This window comes from Methylobacterium sp. M6A4_1b, from assembly GCF_053345175.1.
The window spans coordinates 68740-93492 of the sequence record NZ_JBKEZQ010000016.1 but is presented as its reverse complement, the minus strand read 5'-3'; the positions used below and the strand labels follow the sequence as shown (position 1 = coordinate 93492).

At 71.1% G+C, this 24753-nt stretch carries 19 protein-coding genes; 5 read left to right on the top strand and 14 right to left on the bottom strand.

The window, feature by feature from the left end:
- Positions 1-72 precede the first annotated feature (72 nt).
- Entirely contained in the window at positions 73-252 is a 180-nt protein-coding gene (locus ACLBWX_RS16105; RefSeq protein ID WP_056469231.1) for a DUF1328 domain-containing protein, read from the top strand.
- A gap of 13 nt (positions 253-265) precedes the next feature.
- Positions 266-1126, top strand: a complete 861-nt coding sequence (locus ACLBWX_RS16100; protein ID WP_447678037.1) for an SDR family NAD(P)-dependent oxidoreductase — start codon at positions 266-268, stop codon at positions 1124-1126.
- A gap of 356 nt (positions 1127-1482) precedes the next feature.
- On the opposite strand, the gene ACLBWX_RS16095 is transcribed toward ACLBWX_RS16100, so the two are convergent.
- Positions 1483-3156 (bottom strand): lysine--tRNA ligase, encoded by a 1674-nt coding sequence (locus ACLBWX_RS16095; protein ID WP_447678027.1) that lies wholly within the window; start codon positions 3154-3156, stop codon positions 1483-1485.
- Positions 3157-3499: 343 nt separating this feature from the next.
- Here ACLBWX_RS16095 and ACLBWX_RS16090 point away from each other — a divergent pair, with 343 nt between their 5' ends.
- Positions 3500-4681, top strand: a complete 1182-nt coding sequence (locus ACLBWX_RS16090) for an MFS transporter (RefSeq protein WP_447678026.1) — start codon at positions 3500-3502, stop codon at positions 4679-4681.
- A 182-nt stretch (positions 4682-4863) separates the two neighbouring features.
- Here ACLBWX_RS16090 and ACLBWX_RS16085 read toward each other — a convergent pair whose 3' ends face one another.
- Positions 4864-5679 (bottom strand): transporter substrate-binding domain-containing protein, encoded by an 816-nt coding sequence (locus ACLBWX_RS16085; RefSeq protein ID WP_447678036.1) that lies wholly within the window; start codon positions 5677-5679, stop codon positions 4864-4866.
- Between the two features lie 150 nt (positions 5680-5829).
- Between ACLBWX_RS16085 and ACLBWX_RS16080 the strand changes: the two genes are divergently transcribed.
- Positions 5830-7689, top strand: coding sequence for a glycosyltransferase family 2 protein (locus tag ACLBWX_RS16080; RefSeq protein ID WP_447678025.1), 1860 nt, complete (start codon positions 5830-5832; stop codon positions 7687-7689).
- 320 nt (positions 7690-8009) lie between these two features.
- On the opposite strand, the gene ACLBWX_RS16075 is transcribed toward ACLBWX_RS16080, so the two are convergent.
- The 12 genes from ACLBWX_RS16075 to ACLBWX_RS16020 form a co-directional block, all read right to left on the bottom strand.
- Positions 8010-8894: a dihydrodipicolinate synthase family protein gene (locus ACLBWX_RS16075; RefSeq protein WP_447678024.1), complete on the bottom strand. Its 885-nt coding sequence runs from the start codon at positions 8892-8894 to the stop codon at positions 8010-8012.
- A 76-nt stretch (positions 8895-8970) separates the two neighbouring features.
- Positions 8971-9552, bottom strand: coding sequence for an SCO family protein (locus ACLBWX_RS16070; RefSeq protein WP_447678023.1), 582 nt, complete (start codon positions 9550-9552; stop codon positions 8971-8973).
- Between the two features lie 240 nt (positions 9553-9792).
- A complete protein-coding gene (gene cysG / locus ACLBWX_RS16065; RefSeq protein WP_447678022.1) occupies positions 9793-11286 on the bottom strand; it encodes a siroheme synthase CysG in 1494 nt (497 codons plus the stop codon).
- Positions 11287-11325: 39 nt separating this feature from the next.
- Positions 11326-13998, bottom strand: coding sequence for a nitrate reductase (locus tag ACLBWX_RS16060; protein ID WP_447678021.1), 2673 nt, complete (start codon positions 13996-13998; stop codon positions 11326-11328).
- 106 nt (positions 13999-14104) lie between these two features.
- Entirely contained in the window at positions 14105-15706 is a 1602-nt protein-coding gene (locus tag ACLBWX_RS16055) for a sulfite reductase subunit alpha (protein ID WP_447678020.1), read from the bottom strand.
- On the bottom strand, positions 15703-17493 hold the full coding sequence (locus ACLBWX_RS16050; protein WP_447678019.1) for a NirA family protein: 1791 nt from the start codon (positions 17491-17493) through the stop codon (positions 15703-15705). The genes ACLBWX_RS16055 and ACLBWX_RS16050 overlap by 4 nt, the downstream gene beginning before the upstream one ends.
- Positions 17494-17504: 11 nt before the next feature.
- Entirely contained in the window at positions 17505-18728 is a 1224-nt protein-coding gene (locus ACLBWX_RS16045; protein ID WP_447678018.1) for an NAD(P)/FAD-dependent oxidoreductase, read from the bottom strand.
- A 16-nt stretch (positions 18729-18744) separates the two neighbouring features.
- Entirely contained in the window at positions 18745-19539 is a 795-nt protein-coding gene (locus ACLBWX_RS16040; RefSeq protein ID WP_447678017.1) for an ABC transporter ATP-binding protein, read from the bottom strand.
- Positions 19540-19551: 12 nt separating this feature from the next.
- Entirely contained in the window at positions 19552-20421 is an 870-nt protein-coding gene (gene ntrB, locus ACLBWX_RS16035; RefSeq protein ID WP_447678016.1) for a nitrate ABC transporter permease, read from the bottom strand.
- Positions 20421-21710, bottom strand: coding sequence for a CmpA/NrtA family ABC transporter substrate-binding protein (locus ACLBWX_RS16030; protein ID WP_447678015.1), 1290 nt, complete (start codon positions 21708-21710; stop codon positions 20421-20423). Before ACLBWX_RS16030 ends, ntrB begins: the two co-directional genes overlap by 1 nt.
- A 411-nt stretch (positions 21711-22121) precedes the next feature.
- Entirely contained in the window at positions 22122-23138 is a 1017-nt protein-coding gene (locus ACLBWX_RS16025) for a CmpA/NrtA family ABC transporter substrate-binding protein (RefSeq protein ID WP_447678014.1), read from the bottom strand.
- A 13-nt stretch (positions 23139-23151) separates the two neighbouring features.
- The gene (locus ACLBWX_RS16020) at positions 23152-23739 is read right to left on the bottom strand and encodes an ANTAR domain-containing response regulator (protein WP_056469287.1); all 588 of its coding nucleotides are present in this window, start codon (positions 23737-23739) and stop codon (positions 23152-23154) included.
- A 284-nt stretch (positions 23740-24023) separates the two neighbouring features.
- Here ACLBWX_RS16020 and ACLBWX_RS16015 point away from each other — a divergent pair, with 284 nt between their 5' ends.
- Positions 24024-24629, top strand: coding sequence for a hypothetical protein (locus ACLBWX_RS16015; protein WP_447678013.1), 606 nt, complete (start codon positions 24024-24026; stop codon positions 24627-24629).
- The last annotated feature ends 124 nt before the right edge of the window (positions 24630-24753 follow it).

The following is a 24753-nucleotide window of genomic DNA, read 5'->3' as shown; positions in this document are numbered from 1 at the left end:
CAGCCGAGCTTGGGCGGAACGCTTGCGGGCGCAGGCGGTTGACGGTCGGTTCCGCGAGCTGGAGTGTTGCGCATGACCCTGTTGAAATGGGCCCTCATCTGTTTCGTGATCTCCCTCATCGCGGGCGGCCTCGGTTTCACCGGCATCGCGTCCGGCGCCGGCTCCCTGGCCCGCATCCTGTTCGGCCTCTTCCTGCTGGTGGCCATCGTCATCGTGGTCGTCGCCTTCGCCATCGGGCAGGCGGTGTTCTAGCGTGAGCCAGGCGATGCCGGAGCGGATCGCCCTCGTCACCGGAGCGACCTCCGGCATCGGCGCGGAGACCGCCCTCGGCCTTGCGCGGGCAGGGTTCCGCGTCGGCCTCGTCGGCCGGGATGCCGACCGCACCGGCCGTACCGCCGCCCGGATCCGGGAATCCGTGCCCGGTGCCGTGATCGACGGCTTCGTGGCCGACCTCGCGTCGCAGGCCGAGATCCGCCGCCTCGCCGGCGAGGTCCGGGCGCGGTATCCGCGCCTGGACGTCCTGGTGAACAATGCCGGCGCGATCTTCGACCGCTACGCCGCGACGGTGGACGGGATCGAGCGGACCTGGGCGCTCGACCACCTCGCCTACCTGAACCTCAGCCTCGAACTCCTCGACCTCCTGAAGGCGAGCGCCCCGGCGCGCATCGTCAGCGTCGCCTCGACGGCGCATCGGCGCGGACGGATCGCCCTCGACGATATCGGCCACGCCAGCCGGTACAGCGCGATCGCCGCCTATTCGCAGGCCAAGCTCGGCAATGTGCTCTTCAGCGCCGCCCTGTCACGGCGGCTCGCCGGCACCGGCGTCACGAGCAACGCCCTCCATCCCGGCGTCATCGCCAGCGGGTTCGCCTCGGGCACCGGCGGCTGGTTCGGCCTCGGCTGGCGCCTGATCCGCCCGTTCCTGTCGAAGCCCGAGGACGGCGCCGCGACGTCGCTGTATCTCGCGACCTCCCGGGACGTCGAGGGCGTGACCGGTCTCTACTTCGATCGGTGCCGGGCCGTGGCCCCCTCGGCTCTCGGCCGGGACACGGCGCTGCAGGAGCGGGTCTGGGCCTTCAGCCTGGGGCAGCTCGGGATGCCGGACATCCCGCCCGCCGGGGCCTGAGGGTCGGTTTCATGCAAACCGCGCATACCCCATCCGACTCGGGAAGCGATTGCATGGTGCGGTGCGACATGGCATTTGGACGCCATGCACCGCGGCGATGGCGTCGCCGCGGTGTGCCCTTCTTGGGCGTTTCCTCCCTAGACTTCGGGCCGCTCCCTCACCGGGGCGGCCTTTTTTCTGTCCAGTGGTTGGGCGTTTTATCTGCGGATTGGCGCCCCGACAAGCACAATTGTGCGCAATCACACCGCGACACGCAGACATTATCCTGCGCCGCCGACATGGGACCGGCGCAGGGCGTCCGGGCTTACCGGACTCTTTGGCCCGACTGAATTCCCGGGCTTACTGAATTCCTGACGTCACGCGGCCGGCGTCTGCACCAGGAAGGCACCGGACAAGGCCTGTCCGATCAAGGCCCGGGTCTCGGCGACGCCGTACAGGGCGATGAACGAGCCGAAACGGGGTCCGCGCGCCTCGCCGAACAGGACGTTGTAGATCGTGCCGAACCAGGCCTGCGAGACGCCGGGGCGCCCGTCCGGGCTCTTGGCCTTGCCCGACAGATCGGGGAAGTGCCGGCGCCCCACCTCGTAGACCACCGCCTGCAGGCCCTCCGGATCGACGGAGCCCTCGTGCGCGGCGAGCGTCGCGGAGAGGTCTTCCAGCGCCGCGCGCTCGGCTTCGGTGGCGGCCCGGTAGGTCTTGGCCGGTCGCACGAGATCGCGGAAATACGCGAGCGCGTGCCCGACGAGGCGCGCGAGCACCGGGTGGGTCTCCGGCCCGACATCCGGATCGTAGCGACGGATGAAGCCCCACAGGACCGCCGGATCCTCGGTGTTGGCCACCGCCGCGAGGTTGAGGAGCATGGCGAAGGTCAGCGCACCGCCCTTGCCGACCGCCTCGGCCGCCGGCGGGTGCCCGGCATGCAGGTGCCAGACCGGATTGCCGAGCTTCTGCGCCGGCTCCTGGGTCGGATACTTTTCCAGGAAGCTCAGGTAGTCGTCGACCTGGCGTGGGATCATCTCCACGAACAGGCGCTTGGCCTCGCGCGGCTTGTTGTACATGAACAGCGCCAGGCTGTCGGCGGTGCCGTAGACCAACCAGTCGTCGATCGAGAGGCCGTTGCCCTTCGACTTGGAGATCTTCTTGCCGTCCTTGTCGAGGAAGAGCTCGTAGTTGAACCCCTCCGGCGGCTCGGCCCCCAGGGCGCGCGCGATCTCGCCGGAGAGCTTGACGGAATCGATCAGGTCCTTGCCCGCCATCTCGTAGTCGATGCCCAGCGCCACCCAGCGCATGGCCCAGTCGGGCTTCCACTGCAGCTTGGCGTGGCCGCCCGTCACCGGGGTCTCGTAGCCCTCGCCGGTCTTCGGATCGCGCCAGACCAGGGTGCCGGCCGAGACCCGGACCTCGTCGATGGCCACCTGCATCACCTCGCCGGTGACCGGGTGGATGGGCAGGAACGGCGAATAGCTCGCCGAGCGCTCGGCCCGCAGCGACGGCAGCATGATCGCCATCACCGCGTCGTAGCGCTCCAGCACCGTGAGCAGGGCCGTGTCGAACACGCCCGCCCTGTAGCACTCGGTGGCCGAGCGGAACTCGTAGTCGAAGCCGAAGGCGTCGAGGAAGCGGCGCAGTTCGGCGTTGTTGTGGGCGCCGAAGCTGTCATGGGTGCCGAACGGGTCGGGCACGCGGGTCAGGGGCTGGTTCAGGGCACCGATCAGCAGGGGCTTGTTCGGCACGTTGTCCGGCACCTTGCGCAGGCCGTCCATGTCGTCCGAGAACGCGATCATCCGGGTCGGCACGCTGTCGTTGGTGAGAACCCGGAAGGCGTGGCGCACCATGGAGGTCCGCGCGACCTCGCCGAAGGTGCCGATATGCGGCAGGCCCGAGGGCCCGTAGCCGGTCTCGAACAGGACCTCCGCTTTCGGGCGACGTTCCAGCCGCGCCACGAGCTTGCGCGCCTCCTCGAAGGGCCAGGCCGCGGCGGTGGCGGCCGCCGCAATGAGATCGGGGTCGGAGGGAAGCGGGGACGGCATGGGGCCAGCGTCAGTTCTGCAAGGATGTCGGGACGGGTGATCGCGAAGGCCGGCACCGTAGGGAGGGCGACCGGGAGGGTCAACGCGTGCCTGCGCGGCCGCGACGGCGACACCGTTCCGCGGATCCGGCGCCGGTCCGGCCCTTCGATCGCCGATCTCCGGAGGCAGGACGGCTCGATGCTCGACCGGGCATCGGCATCGGCTGCCGATGCAACCTTTGCAGACCTGAGACGAGCCGGGCGCAGCCCCGGAGGCGGCCCGGCTTCACACCGTTGCCGTGTCCACCTGCGAGACGTCGGCCCGTCCCGCTGCGCGGCCCCGGCCGGCCTGCCCGAAAGGCGTCATGACCTCAAGCTCGACGATCACGAGCGCCGCGCCCGCCGCGCGCCGCCTCGCACGCGCGGCCGGCCCCGTCGAGGCGCGCGCGACCCGGCTCCTGTTCCTCGTCGTCGGCTTCGGCGTCGCGGCCTGGGCGCCCCTGGTGCCCCTCGTGAAGGCGCGGGCGGGCCTCGACGACGGCACCCTCGGCCTGCTTCTCCTCTGCCTCGGCGTCGGGTCGCTCGCCACCATGCCGATGGCGGGCGCCCTGGCCGGGCGCTTCGGCACCCGCCCCGTGCTGGCCGCCGCCGTGCTCGTCACCGGGGCGGCTCTGGTGACCCTGTCGCGCGCCGCCGGCCTGCCCGTCCTCGCCGTGGCTCTCACCGCGCTCGGGATCGGCCTCGGCCTCCTCGACTGCCTGATGAACCTGCAGGCGGTGGTGGTGGAGCGCCGGGCCGGACGGCCGATGATGTCGGGCTTCCACGGCCTCTACAGCCTCGGCTGCATCCTGGGCGCGGCCGGCTTCAGTGCCCTCCTGAGCCTCGGCCTGGAGCCAGCGGTCGCGACCCTGGTGGTGGTGGTCGCCATCGCGGTCGCCTTCCTCGCCGCCCTGCCGGGCATCCTGCCGGCGATGGCGGAGGGACCCCGAGGCCCGGCCTTCGCCCGGCCGCGGGGGCCGGTGCTCCGCATCGGGCTCCTGTGCTTCGTGGTCTTCCTCACGGAGGGCTCGGCCCTCGACTGGAGCGGCGTCTTCCTGATCCAGGAGCGCGGCCTCGATCCGGCCCGCGCCGGCCTCGGCTATGCGGCCTTCTCGCTGTCGATGACGGTGGGCCGCCTGACCGGCGACGCGCTCGTGCGCCGGATCGGACGCCGCCGCATCGTCGTCCTGGGCGCGCTCCTGTCGGCGGCCGGCCTCGGCCTCGCCACCGCCGTACCCCTCTGGCCGGTGACGCTCCTCGGCTACGCCCTCGTGGGGGCGGGCTGCGCCAACATCGTGCCGGTCCTGTTCACGGCCGCCGGCCGCCAGGAGGCGGTGCCCGCCGCCCTCGCGATCCCGGCCGTGACAACCCTGGGCTATGCCGGCGTTCTCGCCGGCCCCGCCGCCATCGGGCTCCTCGCCCACGCCACCAGCCTGACCCTCGCCTTCCTCGCGGTGGCCGCCCTCCTCCTCGCCGTCGCGGCCGGCGCCCGGCGCCTGCGCCCCTGAGGAGGCCGACGGTCCCGGCCAGGAGAAGCGGATGCCGCCGTCGCGCAGGCCCGCCTGCACGAGCTCGACGCCGCCCGACCGGGCCATCCCTTCGAGCCGGTGGTCACGGTCTTCGCGGCGCGCGGACAGCCGCTCGCGTCACCGCCCGATCGCCGCGCGGCCGCCGCCGGTGCACCGGTCGTTCAGAACGGACTCACCGGGAAGAACCGCAGGTACAGCTCGGCATATTTCCCCTCGTCCCACAGGCGTTGGAGCGCGTCGTCCAGCGCCCGCGACAGGACCGGGTCGTCGGGGCGGGTAACGAGGCCGATGCCCTCGCCGAAGTAGCGGTTCTCGAGGTAGTCGCCGCCCGTGAAGGCGCAGCATCCCGCGGCGTCGACGCCGCCGATCCAGAGGGCGAGGTTCAGGCCGTCCGCGAAGACGTAGTCGACCTCGCCCCGGCGCAGCGCCCCCTCGGCCGTCGCGAGATCGGTGAAGTCCTTGGCCGCTGCTTTCGGGAAGAACGCCTTCAGGTAGGCCGCGTGCGCGCTGCCGCCGACCACGCCGACGCTCCGGTCCGCGAGGGCGGTCGCCGAGGGGGCGGGCAGGCCCTTGTCGGTGCGGGCGGCGAAGCGCGCCGGCCAGCGGAAATACGGCCGTGTCGCCAGAAAGCGCGCGCGCAGGGCCGGGGTCAGCGGGATCGCTGCGGCGACGACGTCGCCCTGCCGGTCGGCCAGGGCATCGAGCAGGGTGTCGAAGCGCCGGGCCTGGACCGTGCAGGTCATGGCCAGGCGCTCGCAGACCGCCCGGGCGAGTTCCACCACGAAGCCCGTGGGGGTGCCGTCCGGGCCGGCGAAGTGAAGGGGCGGGAAATCGTCGTCGGTGAGAAAGCGGACCGTGCGCGCGCTCGGCTGGGTCTCCATGCGCTCCTGGCGCGCGCGCGGATTCCAGAAGTTGGGGATCGTCACGCCCTCCGCTCGGGCCGGCGGAGCGGCGGCGAGGCACGCCAGCGCCGCCAGTGCACAAGCCGCGTCCCAGCCCCGGAGCCGCCTTGCCTTTCGGCGGATAACCGCAGAAGTTGTTCTGGTGGCGCGCGGGTTGCGCGTGGAAACGGACTGGCTCACGGCCCTCCCCTAGCACATCCGCGGGCCGCCGGGAGGCCGCGCGCGGTGTCGCTCCTTGGTTTCGGCACCTCCGATGAACGGCCCGCCTCGCTGCCGCCCGAAATCGCGTTCCTCGCGCGCCAGGGGTTCGATCCGGGCCTCCTGGCACAGGCCGCCGCGCTGGCGCGGGCCTGCGGAAGCGACGCCGCCACGGCGCTCATCCATGCCGACCTGATCACCGAAGAAGCCTATTACCGTGCCCTCGCCGCCGCCCTCGGCGTCCCGTTCCTCGCCGGTGATCTCCGCCTCGGCGAGGACACGCATTTTCCCGACAGTCTCGTGGCCGGGATCGCGCCTCTCTGCCCGAGTGGTTCCCGGGCGTTCCACGGACCTCGCACGGTTCGCGCCCCGCGTGGGGCGGCCATCGCGGCGCTGCTGCGGAGGGGGACCCGTTCGGCCATCACCACGCCGCGGGCCCTGCAGGCGGCGGTCTTCGCCGCCAATCCGGCGGGCATCGCGGCCTACGCCGCCGATACGCTCCAGCGTCACAGGCCCGATTGGGCGCTGGAGGCCGGCAGCCAGGCGCCACGCCTCGCCATCGTTGGCCTCGTCGTCGGCGCCGTTGGCCTCGTCGCCGGGCTGATCCCCGGGGCCGTCCTGATCGGCGCCTGGACGCTGGTGCAAGTCGGCTTCCTGGCCATGGTGACGGTCCGCATCGCCGCCGTCAGCGTCGAGGCCGAGGCGGCACCCGAGGTGCCGCTGCCGGACACCGCCCTGCCGGTCTACACCGTACTGGTGGCTCTCCACCGGGAGGCCCGGGTGGTGCCCCGCCTCGTGGCGGCCCTCTCGCGCTTCGACTACCCGGCGGCCAAGCTCGACCTCAAGCTGGTGATAGAGGCCGACGACCGCGAGACGGATGCGGCGCTCGGGGCGGCCGGCCTCCCGGCCCGGTTCGAGGTCGTCCGGGTGCCGGCGGGCCTGCCGCGCACCAAGCCGCGCGCCCTCAACGCCGCCCTGCCCCTGGCGCGGGGGGCCTGCCTCGTGGTCTACGATGCCGAGGACGTGCCCGATCCGGGGCAGCTCCGCGCCGCCGCGACCCGCTTCGCCCGCGCCTCCCGCACCACCGCCTGCCTGCAGGGCCGCCTCGTCATCGACAACATGGACGACGGGCGCCTCACCCGCTGCTTCGCCATCGAGTACGCGGCCCTGTTCGACGTCCTGATCCCCGCCCTCGCCTCCTGGTGCGTGCCGATCCCCCTCGGAGGTACGTCGACGCATTTTCGCACCCGCGTCCTGCGCGAGCTCCACGGCTGGGATGCCTGGAACGTCACCGAGGATGCCGATCTGGGCATCCGCCTCGCGAGGGCGGGCTATCGCGTCGGCGACCTGCGCAGCGACACCCTGGAGGAGGCGCCGCGCACCGTCCGGTCCTGGCTGCACCAGCGCACCCGCTGGATGAAGGGTTTTCTGCAGACCAGCCTCACCCATGCGCGGACGCCGCGCCGGACCGCGCGGCAGCTCGGCGTTCTCGGGACCTTCTGCGCCGTCGCCCTCGTGCCCGGGACCGTGATCTCCGCCCTCGCCTATCCCTTCCTGATGGGGCGGGCGGCCTACGATTTCGCGGCCTTCGTATGGAACGGCTTCCCAGCGCCCGGTGGCTTCTGGGCGAACTTTCCCACCGGCGCCGCCGTCACGCTGTTCGTCGCCGGACTGCTCGCCATGCTGCTGCCGGCAGCCCTCGGCTGCGTCCGGCGCAACTGGTTCGATCTGCTCGCATTCGTGCCGTGGATGCCGGTCTACTTCCTGCTCATCAGCCTCGCCGCCTGGTCCGGTCTGTACGAACTCGTCCGTGCGCCCAACCGCTGGAACAAGACAGAACACGGCCTCGCGCGCACCTCCCGCACCGGCGCGCTGCGCGCGGAGTGAGGGCCGGACTTGACCATCGCCTCCACCGCCCGGGTGTTTGAGCCTACGGTTGCCGAAGTATTAATTTGGACGCATCGGAGTCCACGTCGATAGCACGATCCATCCACGCCGAGTCGCCGCTGCGGCCTCGGTGAACGCTACGCCCGCCGCGAGTATCAGGAAGAGGACGAGCAGTATGAAGCGGTTTTCTTCTTCCGGTACGTTGTCTGTTTCACTTCGGGCCATTGCCGTTCTCCGGGCGGGCGACTGCATGCGTATCGCAATCGACCGGCCACGAAGGTGTGAACGCTTTGTCCGACGACCTTTGCTTGGCGGTCTGGTCAGCCCAGTTCCAGCGCTGCGAGCGTGTCGGCCACCCGCTGGCGCGCCTCCCCTCCCAGCAGCAGGATCGGGCGCGGCGGCTCCGCCCGGCAGAGACCGAGGAGGTCGGCACAGGCGTAGATCACCCGCAGGCTCGAATAGGTCCGGAACAGGTCCCAGAGCGGCTCGAGCCGGGCATTGAGGCGGCGCGCCTCGGTGGCGTCTCCCGCGTCGACCGCCCGAACGATCGCCAGGGCGGTGTGCGGAAACAGCCCGGCGAGGACGCTGTACCAGGCCTCGCCGCCCGCCAGCAGCGTCGCGACGGCGTTCCAGTCGCCGCTGTAGCCGAGGGAGAACCCGGCCGGCACCACGGCGCGCAGCGCCGCGACGTGCTCCGCCGCCCCAGCCGGCTCCGGGGCCGGGCTCTTGATCGCGACGATTCCCGGAACCCGGGCGAGGCGGCCGGTGAGGGCCGGGGTGAAGCGGAAATGGGTCGTGCCGGGATTGTCGTAGAGGCAGAGCGGCAGGCCGGATTCCCGTGCCACGGTCTCGCAGTGCACGAACACCTCGTCCTCGGTCAACGGCGTGTAGGACATCGCCGCCAGGAGGCCCGCCTCGGCCCCGGCGCCCTTGGCGTCCTGGGCCATCCGCACCGCCTCGTCGGTGCGCAGGGCGCCGACTCCGACGAGGACCGGCAGGCGGCCCGCCGCCACTTCGACGGCAGCTTCCACGGCCCGGCGGCGCTGGTGGCGCGCGAGGAACGGATAGGTGCCGGTGCTGCCCAGCAGGCCGATCGATCCGACGCCGGCCGCGACCAGGGGATGCAGCAGGGCGCGCAGGGCGCCGAGATCGACCTGGCCGTCGGCATTCGAGGGCGTGATCGGGAAGGCCGACAGGATGGTCATGGTCGCTCCGGGGGCAGGCGAGACGGGAGGCGGCAGCCCCGGTCGTCAGTTCCGAAGGCTTACAGCATCTCGGTGGTCAGAGCATTTTGGCGAGTTCGCCCGCCGCCTCTTCGGGCGGGCGGGCAAGGTTCAGGGCGTTCAGGAAGCGGTTCTGGCCGTTCATCACGTAGACGAGGGCGGTATGCTCCATGGTGTAGTCGCCGTCCTTGGTCGGGACCTTCCGGACATAGGCCCGGTAGGCCTTCACCGCCGCGTTCACCTCCTCGGGCGAGCCGGTCAGACCGACGATGCGCGGGTCGAAGCTCGCCAGATAGGTCTTCAGGGCGGCCGGCGTGTCGCGCTCGGGGTCGACCGCGATGAACAGCGCCCGGGTGTCCCGGCCCTTCGGCCCGAGGGCCTGGAGCACGTCGCCGATCTGCTGCAGCGTGGTCGGGCACACGTCGGGGCAGTGGGTGAAGCCGAAGAACACGAGATGCGTCCGCCCCGCATAGTCGCGTTCGGTGACGCGCTGCCCGTTCTGATCGGTCAGGGTGAAGGGTCCGCCGACGCTGCTCGTCCCGGCCTCCTGGGTCTTCGGGGCGAGCACCAGGAAGGCGGCGACGCAGAGTCCCACGAGGCCGATCGCGAAGGCGAGAAGGGGCAGGAGCGTGCGACGCATGGGACGGCCTTGCAGTCGAGGGACGAGGCGGCTTCAGACCACAGGCGCCGCGCCCCGGCAATCCACCAAACCGTCGCCGCCGAACTGTCGCCACCGAACCTTGGCCGGACGGGCTCAGCCGGGTTGCGGCTCGTCCGTGCCCGGCTAGATTGGGCGCCGATCCTACGCCAGGGCCGCGCGCTCGCGCCGATGCCTCGGCTCGGAGCGTGCCGGCACGTGTTCCGCTGACCCCCCTTGCCCTCAGATCGCGCGCTTGCCCGGCTCGATCGCGGCGATCGCCACCTGGGTGCCCAGGCGGCGCAGGGCCTCGCCCACCATCAGCAGGGCGGGTCCCTCGTGGCCCGAGGCCTCGACCCGGTCGGCGAGGTCGGCGGCGCCGGCCTCCACCACCTGCTGGTTCGGGCGGGTGGCGTTGAAGACGAGCAACGCCGGGGTCGACGGCGCGAGGCCCTCGGCGATCGCCCGCTCCAGCAGCACGCCGAGGGTCTTCTTCGGCATGTAGACCACGGTGGTGACGCTCGGGTCGGCCAGGGCGCCCCAGTTCAGGTCCTCCGGCAGGACGCCGCGCCGGTCGTGGCCGGTGACGTATTGCAGGCGCCGCGCCGCGTCGCGGTTCGTCAGCGAGACGCAGAGCGAGGCCGCCGCCCCTTGCGCCGCCGAGACGCCCGGAACCACGCTGACGGGGATGCCGGCGGCCCGGCAGGCCTCGATCTCCTCGCCGGCCCGGCCGAACACCAGGGGGTCGCCGGATTTCAGGCGCACGACCTGCTTGCCGGATTTGGCGAGTTGCACCATCAGCGCGTTGATGTCGTCCTGGCGGCAGGACGGGCCATGCCCGGTCTTGCCCACCAGCATGGTGCGGGCCTCGCGCCGGGCATAGTCGAGGATCTCGGGCGCGACGAGGTCGTCGTACAGGATCACGTCGGCGTTCCGCAACGCGCGCAGGGCCTTGAGGGTGAGGAGCTCGGCATCGCCCGGGCCGGCGCCGACCAGCGTCACCGCCCCGCCCTTCGGGGCGGCCTCGGTCTGGCCCAGGAGCTCGGCGAGATCCTGGTCCGTGGGGATGCGGTCGGGCTCGGCGAAGGCGCGGTCGGTGAAGCGCTCCCAGAAGGCGCGGCGGTCTGAGAAGCCGTGGAAGCGGCTGGTGACCTCTTCGCGCCAGTCGCGTGCGGCGCCGATCCAGGCCTTGAACCCACGCGGCAGCATGCCCTCGATCCGGGCGCGCACGGTCTGGCCGAAGACCGGGGCGGCCCCCTCCGTCGAGATGCCCACCACCATGGGCGAGCGATTGACGATGGCGCCGAACTTCACGTCGCAGAGATGCGGCCGGTCGACCGCGTTGACGATGGCGCCGGTCGTCCGGGCGGCGGCCACGAAGGCGATGCAGTCGGCCTCGTCCTCCATGGCACCGATGCAGAAGGCAGCGCCTGCGAGGTCTTCGGCCTGCCACTGGCGCTCGTGCAAGGCGACGGAGCCCGCGACGATCTCGCCCGGCACGGCCCGCAGCTCTTCGCTGGGCTCGGGCGCGTAGACGTCCACGTGGGCCCCGGCCGCGGCGAGCAGCTTCACCTTCCAGGGGGCGCCACCGTTGGAGCCGGCCAGCACCGCGCGCTTGCCGTGCAGCGGCACGAAGACGGGAAGGACAGCCAGGGGCTCCAGGCCGGCCGGGCCGGCGCCACCGGCCGGATCGATGCCGGCGGGCCGGGTTTCGCGGGGGGTACGGGGCGTGCTCATGATGCTCGGAGATGGGGGTCGATTCGGCCCAAATTGAGCCTATGCGGCGTTGCGTGCAAGCGCCTCGGGCAGCAGCTTGCGGATCTCGGGGATGCACGAGCCGCAATTCGTGCCGGCCTTGCAGGCGGCGCCCACCGCCTCGACGGTGCCGGCCCCGGCAGCGATGACCCCCGCGATGATGTCGAGGCCGACCCCGTGGCAGGCGCACACGGTGGGACCGGCCGAGGCGGTCTCGGCGCGGCCCGACAGGAGGGCGCGCCGGGCCGAGGCCTCCGGGGCCGGCTCCGCGAACAGGGCCTTGGCCTCGTCCCAGACTGGGCGCGCCTCGGCCGGTCCGAGCGCCAGGCAGGCGACGAGGCGATCGGCCTCGTAGACGGCGCAGCGGTAGCGCCCGCGGGCGTGGTCGGCATACTCGGCGAGCTCGAGGCCCTGGAACAGGCCGCGCATCATCAGCGCCACCGCGCGGGAACTCTCCTGCGTGGCGAATTGCAGGCCCGAGCCGCCGGAGATCGTGGCCCTGGCCCACCACCAGCCCTCGGGCAGGGTCTGCTCGCCGCGGGTCAGGAGGAAGCCGCGGTTGCGGTAGGGCACCGGTGCGATTCCGGCCGGCGTCGCCTTCAACTCGGGCTGTCCCGAGACCGGGTCGGGCACGCCGCGCACCAGGGCGCCGACGCGGGCGTCGGAGGCGGTGGCCGCGCTCCAGTGGAAGGCGGCGAACAGGTTGCCCGGCCGCACGGCGTCGGTGACCATCGCCTCAAGGGTGGCGGTGCCGTGCGGGGTGGCGATCCGGGCCAGATCGCCCTCCTTCAGGCCCAGCGGAGCGGCATCGTCGGGATGGATCTCCACGAAGGGCACGGAGCGGTGCGCCGAGAGGCGCTGGCTCTTTCCCGTCCGCGTCATCGTGTGCCAGTGATCGCGGACGCGGCCGGTGTTGAGGACGAGGGGGTAGGCCTCATCAACCGCTTGGGCGAGCGCCGGAGCCTGCACGGCCACGAAGCGGGCGCGCTTGTCGAAGGTGTAGAACTGGCCGTCCGCGAAGAGCCGGGCCTTGGCCTTGCCCCGCCTGGGCAACGGCCATTGCAGCGGGGCGCTCGTCGCATAGGCCGCATCGGCCATGTCGCTGACGGCGCCGATGTCGAAGTCGCGGGTGCCGTTGTTCTCGAAGGCCGAGAGGCTGGCATGCTCGCGGAAGATCGCGGCGGGGTTCGCATAGGCGAAGGCTTCGGCGTGGCCGAGGCGCTTGGCGACGTCGCAGACGATCTGCCAGTCGGCCCGGGCCTCGCCGGGCGGTTTCAGGAAGCTGCGCTGGCGCGAGATCCGGCGCTCGGAATTCGTCACCGTTCCGTCCTTCTCGCCCCAGGCCAGGGCCGGGAGCAGGACGGTCCTGCGTCCCGTCGCCCGGGCGCTGTCGCTGTCGGCCACCGCCTCCGAGACGACGTAGAGGTCGAGGGCCTTCAGGCTCTCGCGGATCCGGTCGGCGCGCGGCATCGACACGATCGGGTTGGTGCCCATCACCCACAGGGCCTTGATCTTGCCGCGCTCGATCGCCTCGAACAGGGCGACCGCCTTCATGCCCTCGCCGGTGATGATGTTGGGCGCCGACCAGAAGCGGCGGACCCGGTCCACCTCCTCGGGGGTGAAGTGCATGTGGGCGGCCAGCATGTTGGCCAGTCCCCCGACCTCGCGCCCGCCCATGGCGTTGGGCTGGCCGGTCAGCGAGAAGGGGCCCGCCCCGGGCAGGCCGATGCGGCCGGTGGCGAGGTGGCAGTTGATGATCGCGTTGCCCTTGTCCGTGCCCTGCGCCGACTGGTTCACCCCCTGCGAGAAGGCGGTGACCACCCGCTTCGTGCGGGCGAACAGCTCGAAGAAGCGCGCCACGTCGGCCTCGGACAGGCCGGTGGCGGCGGCGGTGGCGGGAATCGTCGGCGCGATGGCGCGCGCCCGCTCCAGGGCGCCGTCGAGGCCGCTCGTGTGGTCGAGGACGAAGCGGTAATCGAGGGAGCCGGTGCTGGCGAGATGCACCAGCAGGCCGGAGAACAGGGCGGTGTCGGTGCCGGCCTTCAGGCCGAGGAAGAGGTCCGCCTCCTCGCCGGTCTGGGTGCGGCGGGGATCGATCACCACCAGCTTGGTGCCGCGCTTGGCCCGTGCGTCGACCATCCGGCGGAACAGGATGGGGTGGCACCAGGCGGTGTTCGACCCCACCAGGACGATGAGATCGGCCTCCTCGAGATCCTCGTAGCAGCCCGGCACGGTGTCCGAGCCGAAGGCGCGCCGGTGGGCGGCGACCGCGCTCGACATGCAGAGGCGCGAGTTGGTGTCGACGTGCGGCGTACCGAGGAAGCCCTTCGCCAGCTTGTTGGCGACGTAATAATCCTCCGTGAGAAGCTGGCCCGAGAGGTAGAACGCGATCGCGTCCGGCCCGTGCCGCTCGGCGATGCGGCGCAGGGACCCCGCCACGGTGCCGAGCGCCGATTCCCAGCTCGCGCGGGCGCCGTCCACCTGCGGGTGAAGCAGGCGGTTGTCGAGGGAGAGCGTCTCGCCCAGCGCCGAGCCCTTGGAGCAGAGCCGGCCGAAATTGGCCGGGTGTGCGGTGTCGCCGGCGATGTCCGCGCCGCCCTGCCCATCCGGCGTGGCGAGCACGCCGCAGCCGACGCCGCAATAGGGGCAGGTGGTCTTGACGGCGGCGGTCGGTGCCTGGACGTGCGCGGTCATGGCGTGTGCCTCGGCGGGTTTTTTGGTCTTGGGGTTGGAGGCAAGAGACGGGCCTGAAGGACGCCGCCGATCCCTCCCCCGCAGTGGGGGAGGGTTGAGGTCGCGCTCAGTACACGTCGGCCTGATACCGCCCGGTCTTCTTCAGGTGGGCGAGGTAGGCCACCGCCTCGTCCGGGTTCTTGCCGCCGTGGCTCCCGGCCACATCGATGATCGCCCGCTCCACGTCCTTGGCCATGCGCTTGGCGTCGCCGCAGACGTAGAAATGCGCGCCGCCCTCGAGCCACTTCCACAGCTCCGCGCCGTTCTCGCGCATGCGGTCCTGGACGTAGGTCTTCTCGGCGCCGTCGCGGGACCAGGCCAGCGACAGGCGGGTGAGGCACTTCTTGTCCTTCAGGGCGTTCAGCTCGTCCTTGTAGAAGAAGTCGCTGGCCTGCTTCTGGTGGCCGTAGAACAGCCAGTTGCGGCCCGGCGCCTGCGTGGCGTCGCGCTCGCGCAGGAAGGCGCGGAAGGGCGCGATGCCGGTGCCCGGGCCGACCATGATGACGTCCTTGCCCAGATCCTCCGGCAGGGCGAACCCATGGGCCTTCTGCAGGTAGACCTTGACCTTCATGCCCTCGGGGATGCGCTCGCCGAGATGGGTCGAGGCGACGCCGAGGCGCAGGCGCGAGCGGTGGCTGTAGCGCACCGCGTCGACCGTGAGCGAGACCCGGCCCGGATCGGCCTTGGGCGAGGACGAGATCGAGTAGAGCCGCGGCTGCAACTCGTCGAGCGCTTCCAGGAAGACCTCGGCATCGGGGCGTGCGCCCGGGAACTTGTGGAGCGCGCCGAGCACGTCGAGATGGGCGGCGTCGCCGTCCGGGTCCTCGCCGGCGGCGAGGGCCTGGGCCTTCCTGCGGGCCTCGCCCGAGGTGAGAAGCGAGAGCAGCTGGTAGAGTCCGTCGGGCGCGCCGCCGAGGGCATAGTCGGTCAGCAGCCGGTCGCGCAGGGTCTTGCCCCCGATCTTGCGCTCGGGCCGCGCGCCGAGTTCGGCGATGACCGCGTCGACCAGGGCCGGGGCGTTGGCCGGGAACAGCCCGAGGGAATCGCCGACCACGTAGTCGATCGGCGTGCCGGTGAGGTCGATCTCGATGTGCCAGGTTTCCTTCTCGCCGCCCGGCGCATTGAGGCGCGTGCGCGAGACGAAGGACGCCTCCACGGGGTTCTCCCGGCAGTAGCCGAGGGGGCCGAGTTCGGGAGCGGCCTTGGGCGCGGAATCCTCGGACGTCTTCGGCGCGCCGCCGCCGGCGCCGAACTCCTCTTCGAGCTTCTTCAGCATCCGGAGCGTGTCCTTGCCGCCGGGCTGGCACAGGTTCAGGCGCTCCTCGTTCTTGAGGAAGATGGCGTTCGCGTAGTCGGCGCAGTTGTAGCCGCACTGGCCGCAATCCTGCTGCGCCATGGCGGCCATCAGCTTCTGCGCCTCGGGCCGCTCCTTGGCCATCTCCATGCGCTCCGGCAGCGGCAGGGAGGGGTCGTGCCAGGGCGCGTCGTCGTTGTCGGCGAGTTTCGGCGCGCCGCCCGCCGGCGCATCACCGGGCGCGAGGGCGGTGGCACCCTCGACGGCGGGACCCAGCAACGCCGCGAAGTAGCCCGAGAGCCAGGCGCGCTGGTCCGGGTCGAAGGGGGCGGTCTCGGGAATGAGGACCAGGGGGGGCGTGACGTGCTCGCTCATGCGGCGGCCTTCAGGACGGGTTGCTCTTCGGCGATGTTGCGCAGGGATTCGGGGCCTGTGCGGGCGGTGAAGGCCTGGAAGCTCTCCTGCGGGCCTTGGCGGTTCGCGAGGTAGCTGCGCAGCAGGGCCTCGATGCGGGTCGGGCAATCCTCGGCCTTCACGGCCTTCCAGATCTCGGTGCCGATCTTTGGGGAATCGCCGAAGCCGCCGCCGACGACGATGTCGTAGCCCTCGACGGTGTCGCCCTCTTCCGAAACCACGACCTTGGCCCCGATGAGCCCGATGTCGCCGATGTAGTGCTGGGCGCAGCTATGGTGGCAGCCGGTGAGATGGACGTTCACTGGCACGTCGAGTTCCTTGAGGTTCGCCTCGATGTAGTCGGCGATGACCAGGGCGTGGCCCTTGGTGTCGGAGGCGGCGAACTTGCAGCCGCGGTTGCCCGTGCAGGCGACGAGGCCGGCGCGGATGCTCGACGCCTCCGTGGTGAGACCCAGGGCGGCGACCCGCGCCTGGACCTCGGACACCTTGGCGTCGGGCACGCCGGAGAACAGGAAGTTCTGCCAGACCGTCATGCGGATGGCGCCGTCGCCGCACTCGGCGGCGATCTTCGCGAGATCCCGCATCTGGTCGGTGGTGAGCTTGCCCACGGGCAGGATCACGCCGATCCAGTTCAGGCCGTCCTGGACCTGGCGGTGGACGCCCACATGGGCGAAGCGGTCCATCGGTCCGCGCGGGGCCACGTGGGCCGGGTCGACCCGGTCGAGCTTGTAGCCCAGCACGTCCTCGACGGCGGCGAGGTACTTGTCGAAGCCCCAGGCGTCGAGGACGTACTTCATCCGGCTCTTGTTGCGATTGGTGCGGTCACCGTTCTGGATGAAGACGCGCAGGATCGCGTCGGCGACCTTGTTGCAATCCTCCGGCTTCAGCACGACACCGGTGTCGCGGGCCAGATCCCGGTGGCCCGAGATGCCGCCCAGCACGAGGCGCATCCACACGCCCGGGGCGACGCTCGCGCCCTCCAGCACGTGCACGGCCTGGAAGCCGATGTCGTTGGTCTCTTCCAGCACCGGCATCACGCCGCCGCCGTCGAAGGCGACGTTGAACTTGCGCGGCAGGCCGAACAGCGAGCGGTCGTTGAGGATGTGGTTGTGCCAGGACTTGGCGAGGGGGCGCGTGTCGAGCAGTTCCTGCGCGTCGATACCGGCCACCGGCGATCCGGTGACGTTGCGGATGTTGTCGGCGCCCGCACCGCGTGCGGTGAGGCCGAGATCGATCAGCCCGTCGAGGAAGGGCTGGCCGTGCTCCGGGGTGATTTCGCGGACCTGCAGGTTGGCGCGGGTGGTGACGTGGCTGTAGCCGCCGCCATGGGCGTCGGCCAGGTCCGCGATGCCGGCGAACTGCCAGTGGTGCAGGATGCCGTTGGGGATGCGCAGGCGGCACATGTAGGAGTTCTGGGCCGGCGCCACCCAGAACAGGCCGTGATAGCGCCAGCGGAAATTGTCCTCGGGCTTCGGGCCCTTGCCCGTCGCGGCCTCCGCGATGAGCCGGTTGTGCCCGTCGAATGGGTTCTCGGCCCGCTTCCACTTCTCCTGCTCGCAGAGCTTGCCGCCGGCCTTGATCGTGGCGTCCTGCGCCTTGATGTGGATCGCGTCCGGGCCGGTGGGCTCGGCCGGCGGGGCGGAGGCACCGGTCCCGAGGGCGAGACCGCCGGTCATCCGCGCGGCGGCGATGCCGGAGGCGAAACCTTCGAGGTAGCGCTTCTGCTCGGCGTTGAATGCGTCGGCCATGGCTAGGCTCCTCACGCTGCGAGGGGTTGGGGTGCGGGCGCGACGGGGCGCCCGAACATGAGATCGTCGCGATGTTCGGCGATGGAGGCGCCGGTGCGGATGAGCTCCTTGCACCAGCCCTGCTCCGCGATGTCGCCGACGAAGACCGCGCCGAGGAGGCGATCCTCGGCGACGACGAGCTTGCGGTAGAGGCCGAGGCCGGGATCCGACATCAGCACGGTCTCGGCACCCTCCGGCGCCTCGATCTGGCCGGCGGAGAAGACCGGGAGACCCGAGACCTTGAGGCTCGTCGACAGGGACGTGCCGGTGTAGGCCGCCTCTTCGCCGACGAGGTGGCGGCTCAGGGTCTCGGCCTGCTCGTAGGCGGGCTCCACGAGGCCGTAGACCATGCCGCGGTGCTCGGCGCACTCGCCCAGCGCGTAGATGCGGGCATCCGACGACTGCATCCTGTCGTCGACCTTGATGCCGCGCGCGGTCTCGATCCCGGCATTCTGGGCCAGCCCCACATTGGGACGCACGCCCACCGACATCACCACGAGGTCGGCGGGCAGCACGGTGCCGTCGGACAGGACCAGCCGTTCGACCCGGCCCGTGCCCTCGACCGCAGCGGTATCGGCCTTGAGCAGCACCTTCACGCCGCGTGCCTCCATGGCGCGCTTCACGAGGCCGGCGGCGGCGTGGTCGAGCTGGCGCTCCATCAGCCGGTCCATGACGTGCAGGAGCGTGGTCTCGACGCCGAGCCGCGCGAGGCCGACGGCGGCCTCGAGGCCGAGGAGCCCGCCGCCGATCACGATGGCCCTGGCATGCGCGACGGCTGCCCGGCGGATGGCGGCGACGTCCGCGAGGTCGCGGAAGGTGAGCACGCCGGGCAGGTCCATGCCGGGCTTCGGCAGGCGGATCGGCAGGGAGCCGACGGCGAGCACGAGCTTGTCGAAGGGCAGGACGTGGGTCTCCCCCACCATCACGAGAGCGTTCTCCCGGTCGATCTCGGTGACCGGCGCGCCGGTGATGAGGCGGATGCCGTGGCCCGCATACCAGTCGAGGCCGCGGAAGGCGCAGCCCGCCTCGTCGACTTCGCCGCCGAGCAGCGAGGAGAGCAGCACGCGGTTGTAGGCCGCCTGCGGCTCGGCCCCGACGACGGTGACGTCGTAGAGGCCCGGCGCCCGTTCGGTGAGGCGTTCCAGGAAGCGCAACGACGCCATGCCGTTGCCGATCACCACCAGCCGTTCCCGCATCGTCCGAGACCCGTCCTCAGGCCGCGATGGCGGGTTTGGCGTGGCGCGCATAGAGGAATTCGAGCACCTCGGCGCGGGCGTGCGTGTAGGTCGCGTCCTCCACGAGATCGAGGCGGCGGCGCGGCCGCTCGAGGTCGACTCGCAGGATCTCGCCGACGGTGGCCGAGGGACCGTTGGTCATCATCACGATGCGATCGGAGAGGAGCACCGCCTCGTCGACGTCGTGGGTGATCATGATCACGGCGTTCTTCAGCCGGGCGTGGATGTCCATGAGCGAGTCCTGGAGATGGGCGCGGGTGAGCGCGTCCAGGGCTCCGAAAGGCTCGTCGAGGAGCAGCACCTTCGGCTCCATCGCCAGGGCGCGGGCGATGCCCACGCGCTGTTTCATGCCGCCCGAGATCTCGCTCGGGCGCCGGTCGGCGGCGTGGGTCATGTTCACGAGCGACAGGTTGTGGTCGATCCAGGCGCTCCGCTCCGCGCGGCTCTTCTTGCCCTTGAAGACCTTGTCGACGGCGAGCGCCACGTTCTCGCGCACGGTGAGCCAGGGCAGGAGCGAGTGGTTCTGGAACACAACGGCGCGGTCGGGGCCGGGGCTGTTCACCTCCCTGTCCTCGAGGAGCACGCCGCCGGTGGAGGCCTTGAGCAGGCCGGCGACGATGTTGAGCACCGTCGACTTGCCGCAGCCCGAATGCCCGATCAGCGAGACGAACTCGCCCCTGTCGATCTTCACGCTGACGTCGCGCAGGACCTCGTTGGTCCGGCCCGAGCGGGTGAAGCTGATGCCGACGTTCTCGATGCTGAGATAGCTCATGGGGATCCCTCCTCAGGCTGTCGCGGTGCCGCGGGTGACCAGGGTGCCGACGAAGGCGACGAAGCGGTCGAGGATGAAGCCGATGATGCCGACATAGACGAGGGCGACGATGATCTCGGAGATGTGGGAGGAGTTCCACGCGTCCCAGATGAAGAAGCCGATGCCGACGCCGCCGATGAGCATCTCGGCCGCCACGATGGCGAGCCAGGACAGGCCGACGCCGATGCGCAGGCCGGTGAAGATGTAGGGGGCTGCCGAGGGCAGCATGATCTTGGCGAAGAACTCCAGCGGGTTCAGGCGCAGAACCGCCGCCACGTTGCGGTAGTCCTGCGGGATATTCCGGATGCCCACCGCCGTGTTGATGATGATCGGCCAGATCGAGGTGATGAAGATCACGAAGATCGCCGAGGGCTGGCCGTCCCGGAAAGCGGCGAGGGAGAGGGGCAGCCAGGCCAGGGGCGGGATCGTGCGCAGCACCTGGAAGATCGGGTCGAGGCCGCGCATGGCCCATTCCGACTGGCCGATCAGGGTGCCGACGAGGATGCCGACCACGGTGGCCAGGGCGAAGCCGAGGGCCACGCGCTGGATGCTGGCGGCGATGTGCCAGAACAGGCCCTTGTCGGTCCCGCCGTTGTCGTAGAACGGGTGGGCGATGATGTCCCAGGCCTCGGTGACGACGCGCGAGGGCGGCGGCAGGCCGGCGCCGGGGCGCGAACACAGCATCTCCCAGATCACCAGGAACGCGACCAGCACCACGATCGGCGGGATCAGGTTCTTGGCGATGGTGTTGAGGGTGGCCATCGTGACGAGGGGCGCCCGCTTCGGCTTGGCCGCCGCGGCCGCCGCTGTCGGGCGGGCGGCGACAGTGCTGGTGTTGGCCATCACGCGATCCTCTTGATGCCGAGGCTGGACAGGTAGGCGGCGGGATCGGCCGGATCGAAGACCTTTCCGTCGAAGAAGGTCTCCTTGCCGCGCGAGGTGGAGGCCGGGATCGCGGTCACGCCGAGGGCCTTGGCGGCCTCGCGCCAGAGATCCTCGCGGTTCACCTTCGCGATGAGGGCCTTGGTGTCGGTCTGCGCATCGAACTTGCCCCAGCGGATGTCCTCGGTGAGGAACCAGAGGTCGTGGGACTGGTAGGGATACGACGCGTTGTCGTTCCAGAACTTCATCACGAAGGGGCTGTTCTCGACCACGCGGCCGTCGCCGTAGTCGATGGTGCCCTTGATGCGGCCGGCGACGTCCGAGACCGGGACGTTCATCCACTGGCGCTTGGCCGCGATGGCGGCGACCTCGTCCTTGTTCTCGGGCCGGTCGCACCATTGCTGGGCCTCGAGCACGGCCATCAGCAGCGCCCTGGTGGCGTTCGGGTACTTTTCCGTGAAGGACGCCCGCATGGCGAAGGCCTTCTCGGGATGGTCCTTCCAGAGCTCGCCGGTGGTGAGCGCGGTGTAGCCGAGGCCCTGCTGCACGAGCTGCGCGTTCCACGGCTCGCCGACGCAGAAGCAGTCCATCGTGCCGACCTTCATGTTCGCCACCATCTGCGGCGGCGGCACGACGATGGTCTCGATGTCCTTGTCCGGGTCGATCCCGCCGGCGGCCATCCAGTAGCGGATCCAGAGATCGTGGGTGCCGCCCGGGAAGGTCATGGCCGCCTTCACTGACTTGCCGGAGGCCTTCTTCTTCTCGACCGCGGCCTTGAACACCTTCGCGTCGAGGGCGACCTTCTGGTCGAGGTATTCCTTGGCCACCGAGATGCACTGGCCGTTGGTGTTGAGCCGGGCCAGGATCTGCATCGGCACGGGGACGTTGTTCTGCGTCACCCGTCCGGCCGAGATGAGGTAGGGCATCGGCGTCAGGATGTGGGCGCCGTCGATGCCGTTGCCCTCCGAGCCGAGGACGAGGTTGTCGCGGGTGGTGCCCCAGGACGCCTGCTTGAGCACCTCGACGTCGGGCATGCCGTGCTTGGCGAAGAAGCCCTTCTCCTTCGCCACGAAGAGCGGGCTCGCGTCGGTGAGCGCGATGAAGCCGAGCTTGGCCCCCTTCACCTCCGGGCCTGCGCCCTGCGCGAAGGCGCCGCCCGGCAGGGCGGTCCGGGCGAGTGCTGCCAGGGACAGGGTCGCGGCGGCGCCCTTCAGCAGATCACGGCGGTTGTTGCGGAAACCGTCAGTCATCGAACCCGACACCTTTGAAAGCATGGAGACCCGCCAAAGAAAAACCGCTGACCAAGCACATCCATCGAACGCGGGATCTGCGTTCCGTGGGGGACTCGGGTCAGCGGCTCTGCCGACGGATAAGGCTCGTCATCGTTGGCGAGCGATCCTGCAGTTGCATGGGGCGTGCCAAGTCTGGCCCGCCTGTCGGATCAAGGCGATGCGGATTCGATCGGAATCGTTCCAAGTTCTTCGGGGGACAGACTTTTATAGGGACCGCCTCACGGCGTCAGGGTCCGTGCGCCGCCATCGGAGCGTTCCGAGGGCCGCTTCGAAGGGCGCGCGCCGCAGCGCGTCTGCCGTGCCGCGCGCCACCTCTCGCACTGCACAATCGGCGGGCAGATTGCCGGTGCGGGCAGCAGAAGCCCCGGCTCAGGTCCCGAGGGCCGCCAGGTACAGGTCGGGTCGGTAGATCGCCCGCGCGCGCTCGGCCTGGGCATCGGTTGCGGCGATCTGGCCGGCGGCTTCCATCTGGCTGAGAATCCAGTCCGCGTGTCCGGATGCCGGCCGTGCCGCCTCCGCGCCGAACATCACGAAGCGCTCGGCGCGCCGCTCGGTTCCATCGGGGTCGACCACCACGGCGCCGGCCAGAGCGCGGCGGACGAGGCCCGGATCGACGCCGAGGTGGCTCGGATGGGCGAGCAGGCTCGCGAGCTCGCTGTGGTTCTCGGGCGCCGCGCACCATTGCCCGGCCCGGCGCAACGCCCGGATCAGGGGCGCGCTCGTCTTCGCCGCGAAGGCCGGCAGGGCCAGCACCTTTTCCGGGCAATCGGGGGCGAGTTCGCAGCCGAAGGCGGCGATGCGGCCGTAGCCCTCCGCCACCGCTACGCTGTTCCAGGGGCTCCCGACGCAGAACCCGTCGATCTGTCCGGAGCGCAGAGCCTCGGCGATCCAGGGCGGCGGGATCACCACCAACCGGGTGTCCGCGTCGAGGTCGAGGCCGCCGCGGGCCGCGAATATCCGGAGCTGGTACGTGTGGCACGAGAACGGGTGCACGGTGCCGAGCGTCAGGGGTCGGCCCCGCGCGACCCGTCCGCGCGCGACCCGGGCGAACGCCCGGGCGATGGTGTCGAGATCGTCGGCTTCAGGCGCCATCTCGGCCCAGAGCGGGCGCGAGATCGTGACGGCGTTGCCGTTGAGGCTGAGCCCGAGGGGCACGACCAGATCGGTCTCCGGCCCGCTGATGCCGAGGGCGCTGGCGAGGGCGAGGGGCGCCAGCATATGGGCCCCGTCGAGGTGGCCGAGCGCCAGCTTGTCGCGGAGCGTCGCCCAGGAGGGCTCGCTCACGAGGTCCACCGCCAGCCCCTCGGCCGCGGTGAAGCCGCATTCCACGGCGGCGATCAGGGGCGCCGCGTCGATGAGCGGGACGTATCCGAGGGCGTGTCTCATCCGAGCAGACCTCTCATCCCAGGAGGTCCGCCGCGGTGACGATCGCGCGGGCGATGTCGGCGATCTTGCGCTTCTCGTTCATGGCCTTGCGCCGCATCGTCCGGTAGGCCTCCTCCTCCGAGAGGCCCTTGGCCGTCATCAGGATCCCCTTGGCCCGCTCGATGAGCTTGCGATCGGCGAGCTCGCCGCGCGCCTCCGACAGTTCGCGCTGCAGGCGCGCGAAGGCGTTGAAGCGCAGGATCGCCACGTCGAGGATCGAACGGATGCGCTGCGGCTGCAGGCCGTCGACGACGTAGGCGGAGATGCCCGCATCCATCGCCGCCTGCATCATCGGCACGTCCGAGCGGTCGACGAACATCGCCACCGGTCGCTCCACGTGGCGCGACAGGCCCGACATCTGCTCCAGGATGTCCCGGCTCGGGCTTTCCAGGTGGATCACGACCACGTCCGGGTTCAGGGCCGCCACGCGGGCCGGCAGGTCGGCCGTGTCCGGCAGGACCACGACGCGGGTGAAGCCCGCGGCCGTGAGCCCCTCCTCGAGGATCGCGGCGCGCGCCCGGCTCGGATCGATCACGGCGACGGTGAGGGTCGGCTCGGTCATCGGGGTCTGAGAATGGATCGGAATCGAGAGATGCGGCAGGTCGCTGCCGGGCTGAGGACTGCCATGTTCCGTCGGCGGACGACAGGAGGACGGAAGAGAAAATTTCCGGGCGGAACGTGGGCAGGCAAGCGTCATGCCCCGGCAAGCGTCGTGTCTCTGTAAGCGTCATGTCCGGGCGAACGTTACCGTCTGGAGAGGAAACAGCCCAGGTTCCGCCGCAAACGGACGGGCTAATGCCGTCGGCCATCGGACCGATCGTCGAATCACGTAGCGAGGTGACCCGGATGTCAGCGTGCACGCCCCCCGCTCCCTCGGCGTTCGACACGGGCACGGCGCGCGGCGTGACCCCGCCCCTCCTGCCCACCCTGATGATGGCGGTGATCCTCGGCGCCGCCTCCTACCTCTGTCAGGAGCCCACGGCCGTGGTGCCGCCCGCATCGGTTCCGGCGACGGCCGTCGCGGCCGCGCCCGAGGCCGAAGCCGAGACGCCCCACATCCCGGCGCCCCTCGCCTTCCAGACTCAGTTTCCGCTGGCCATGGTGACCCAGGCGGACCCGGCGCCCGTCGTCCAGGCGCGTCGGACCACGCCCCGGACGGTGACCCGCCTGACGGTTTCCCGCCGGGCCGAGGCGCCCCGTGTCGCCGGCAAGGCCACTCCGGCGAACGAGCCGCTGCCGTTCGTGGCGGAGGTCGAGGCCGCCAGTGCCGTTTCCGACGCGGAAGAGGGCGTGCTGCCGGAAGCCGCCCTGCCCTTCGCACCGACGATTCGCGCCGTGACCCGCGCCAGCGCGGCGGCCGGTGCCTTCGTGGGTGCGCAGGGCGCGGCGCTGGGGGCCGGGACCGCCACCCTCGGAGCCGCCGTGTCCGGCTGGGTCGAGCGTCTGCGCTGAAGCCGGTCACCGTTTCGCGCGGAATGCACGCGGCAATCGCCTCGCCGACCCTGGACCCTGCCCCGTTCGGGGACTAGGTGGACGCCAGCGACGATGCACCGCCGCGCGCCGCGTGACGGCCGGC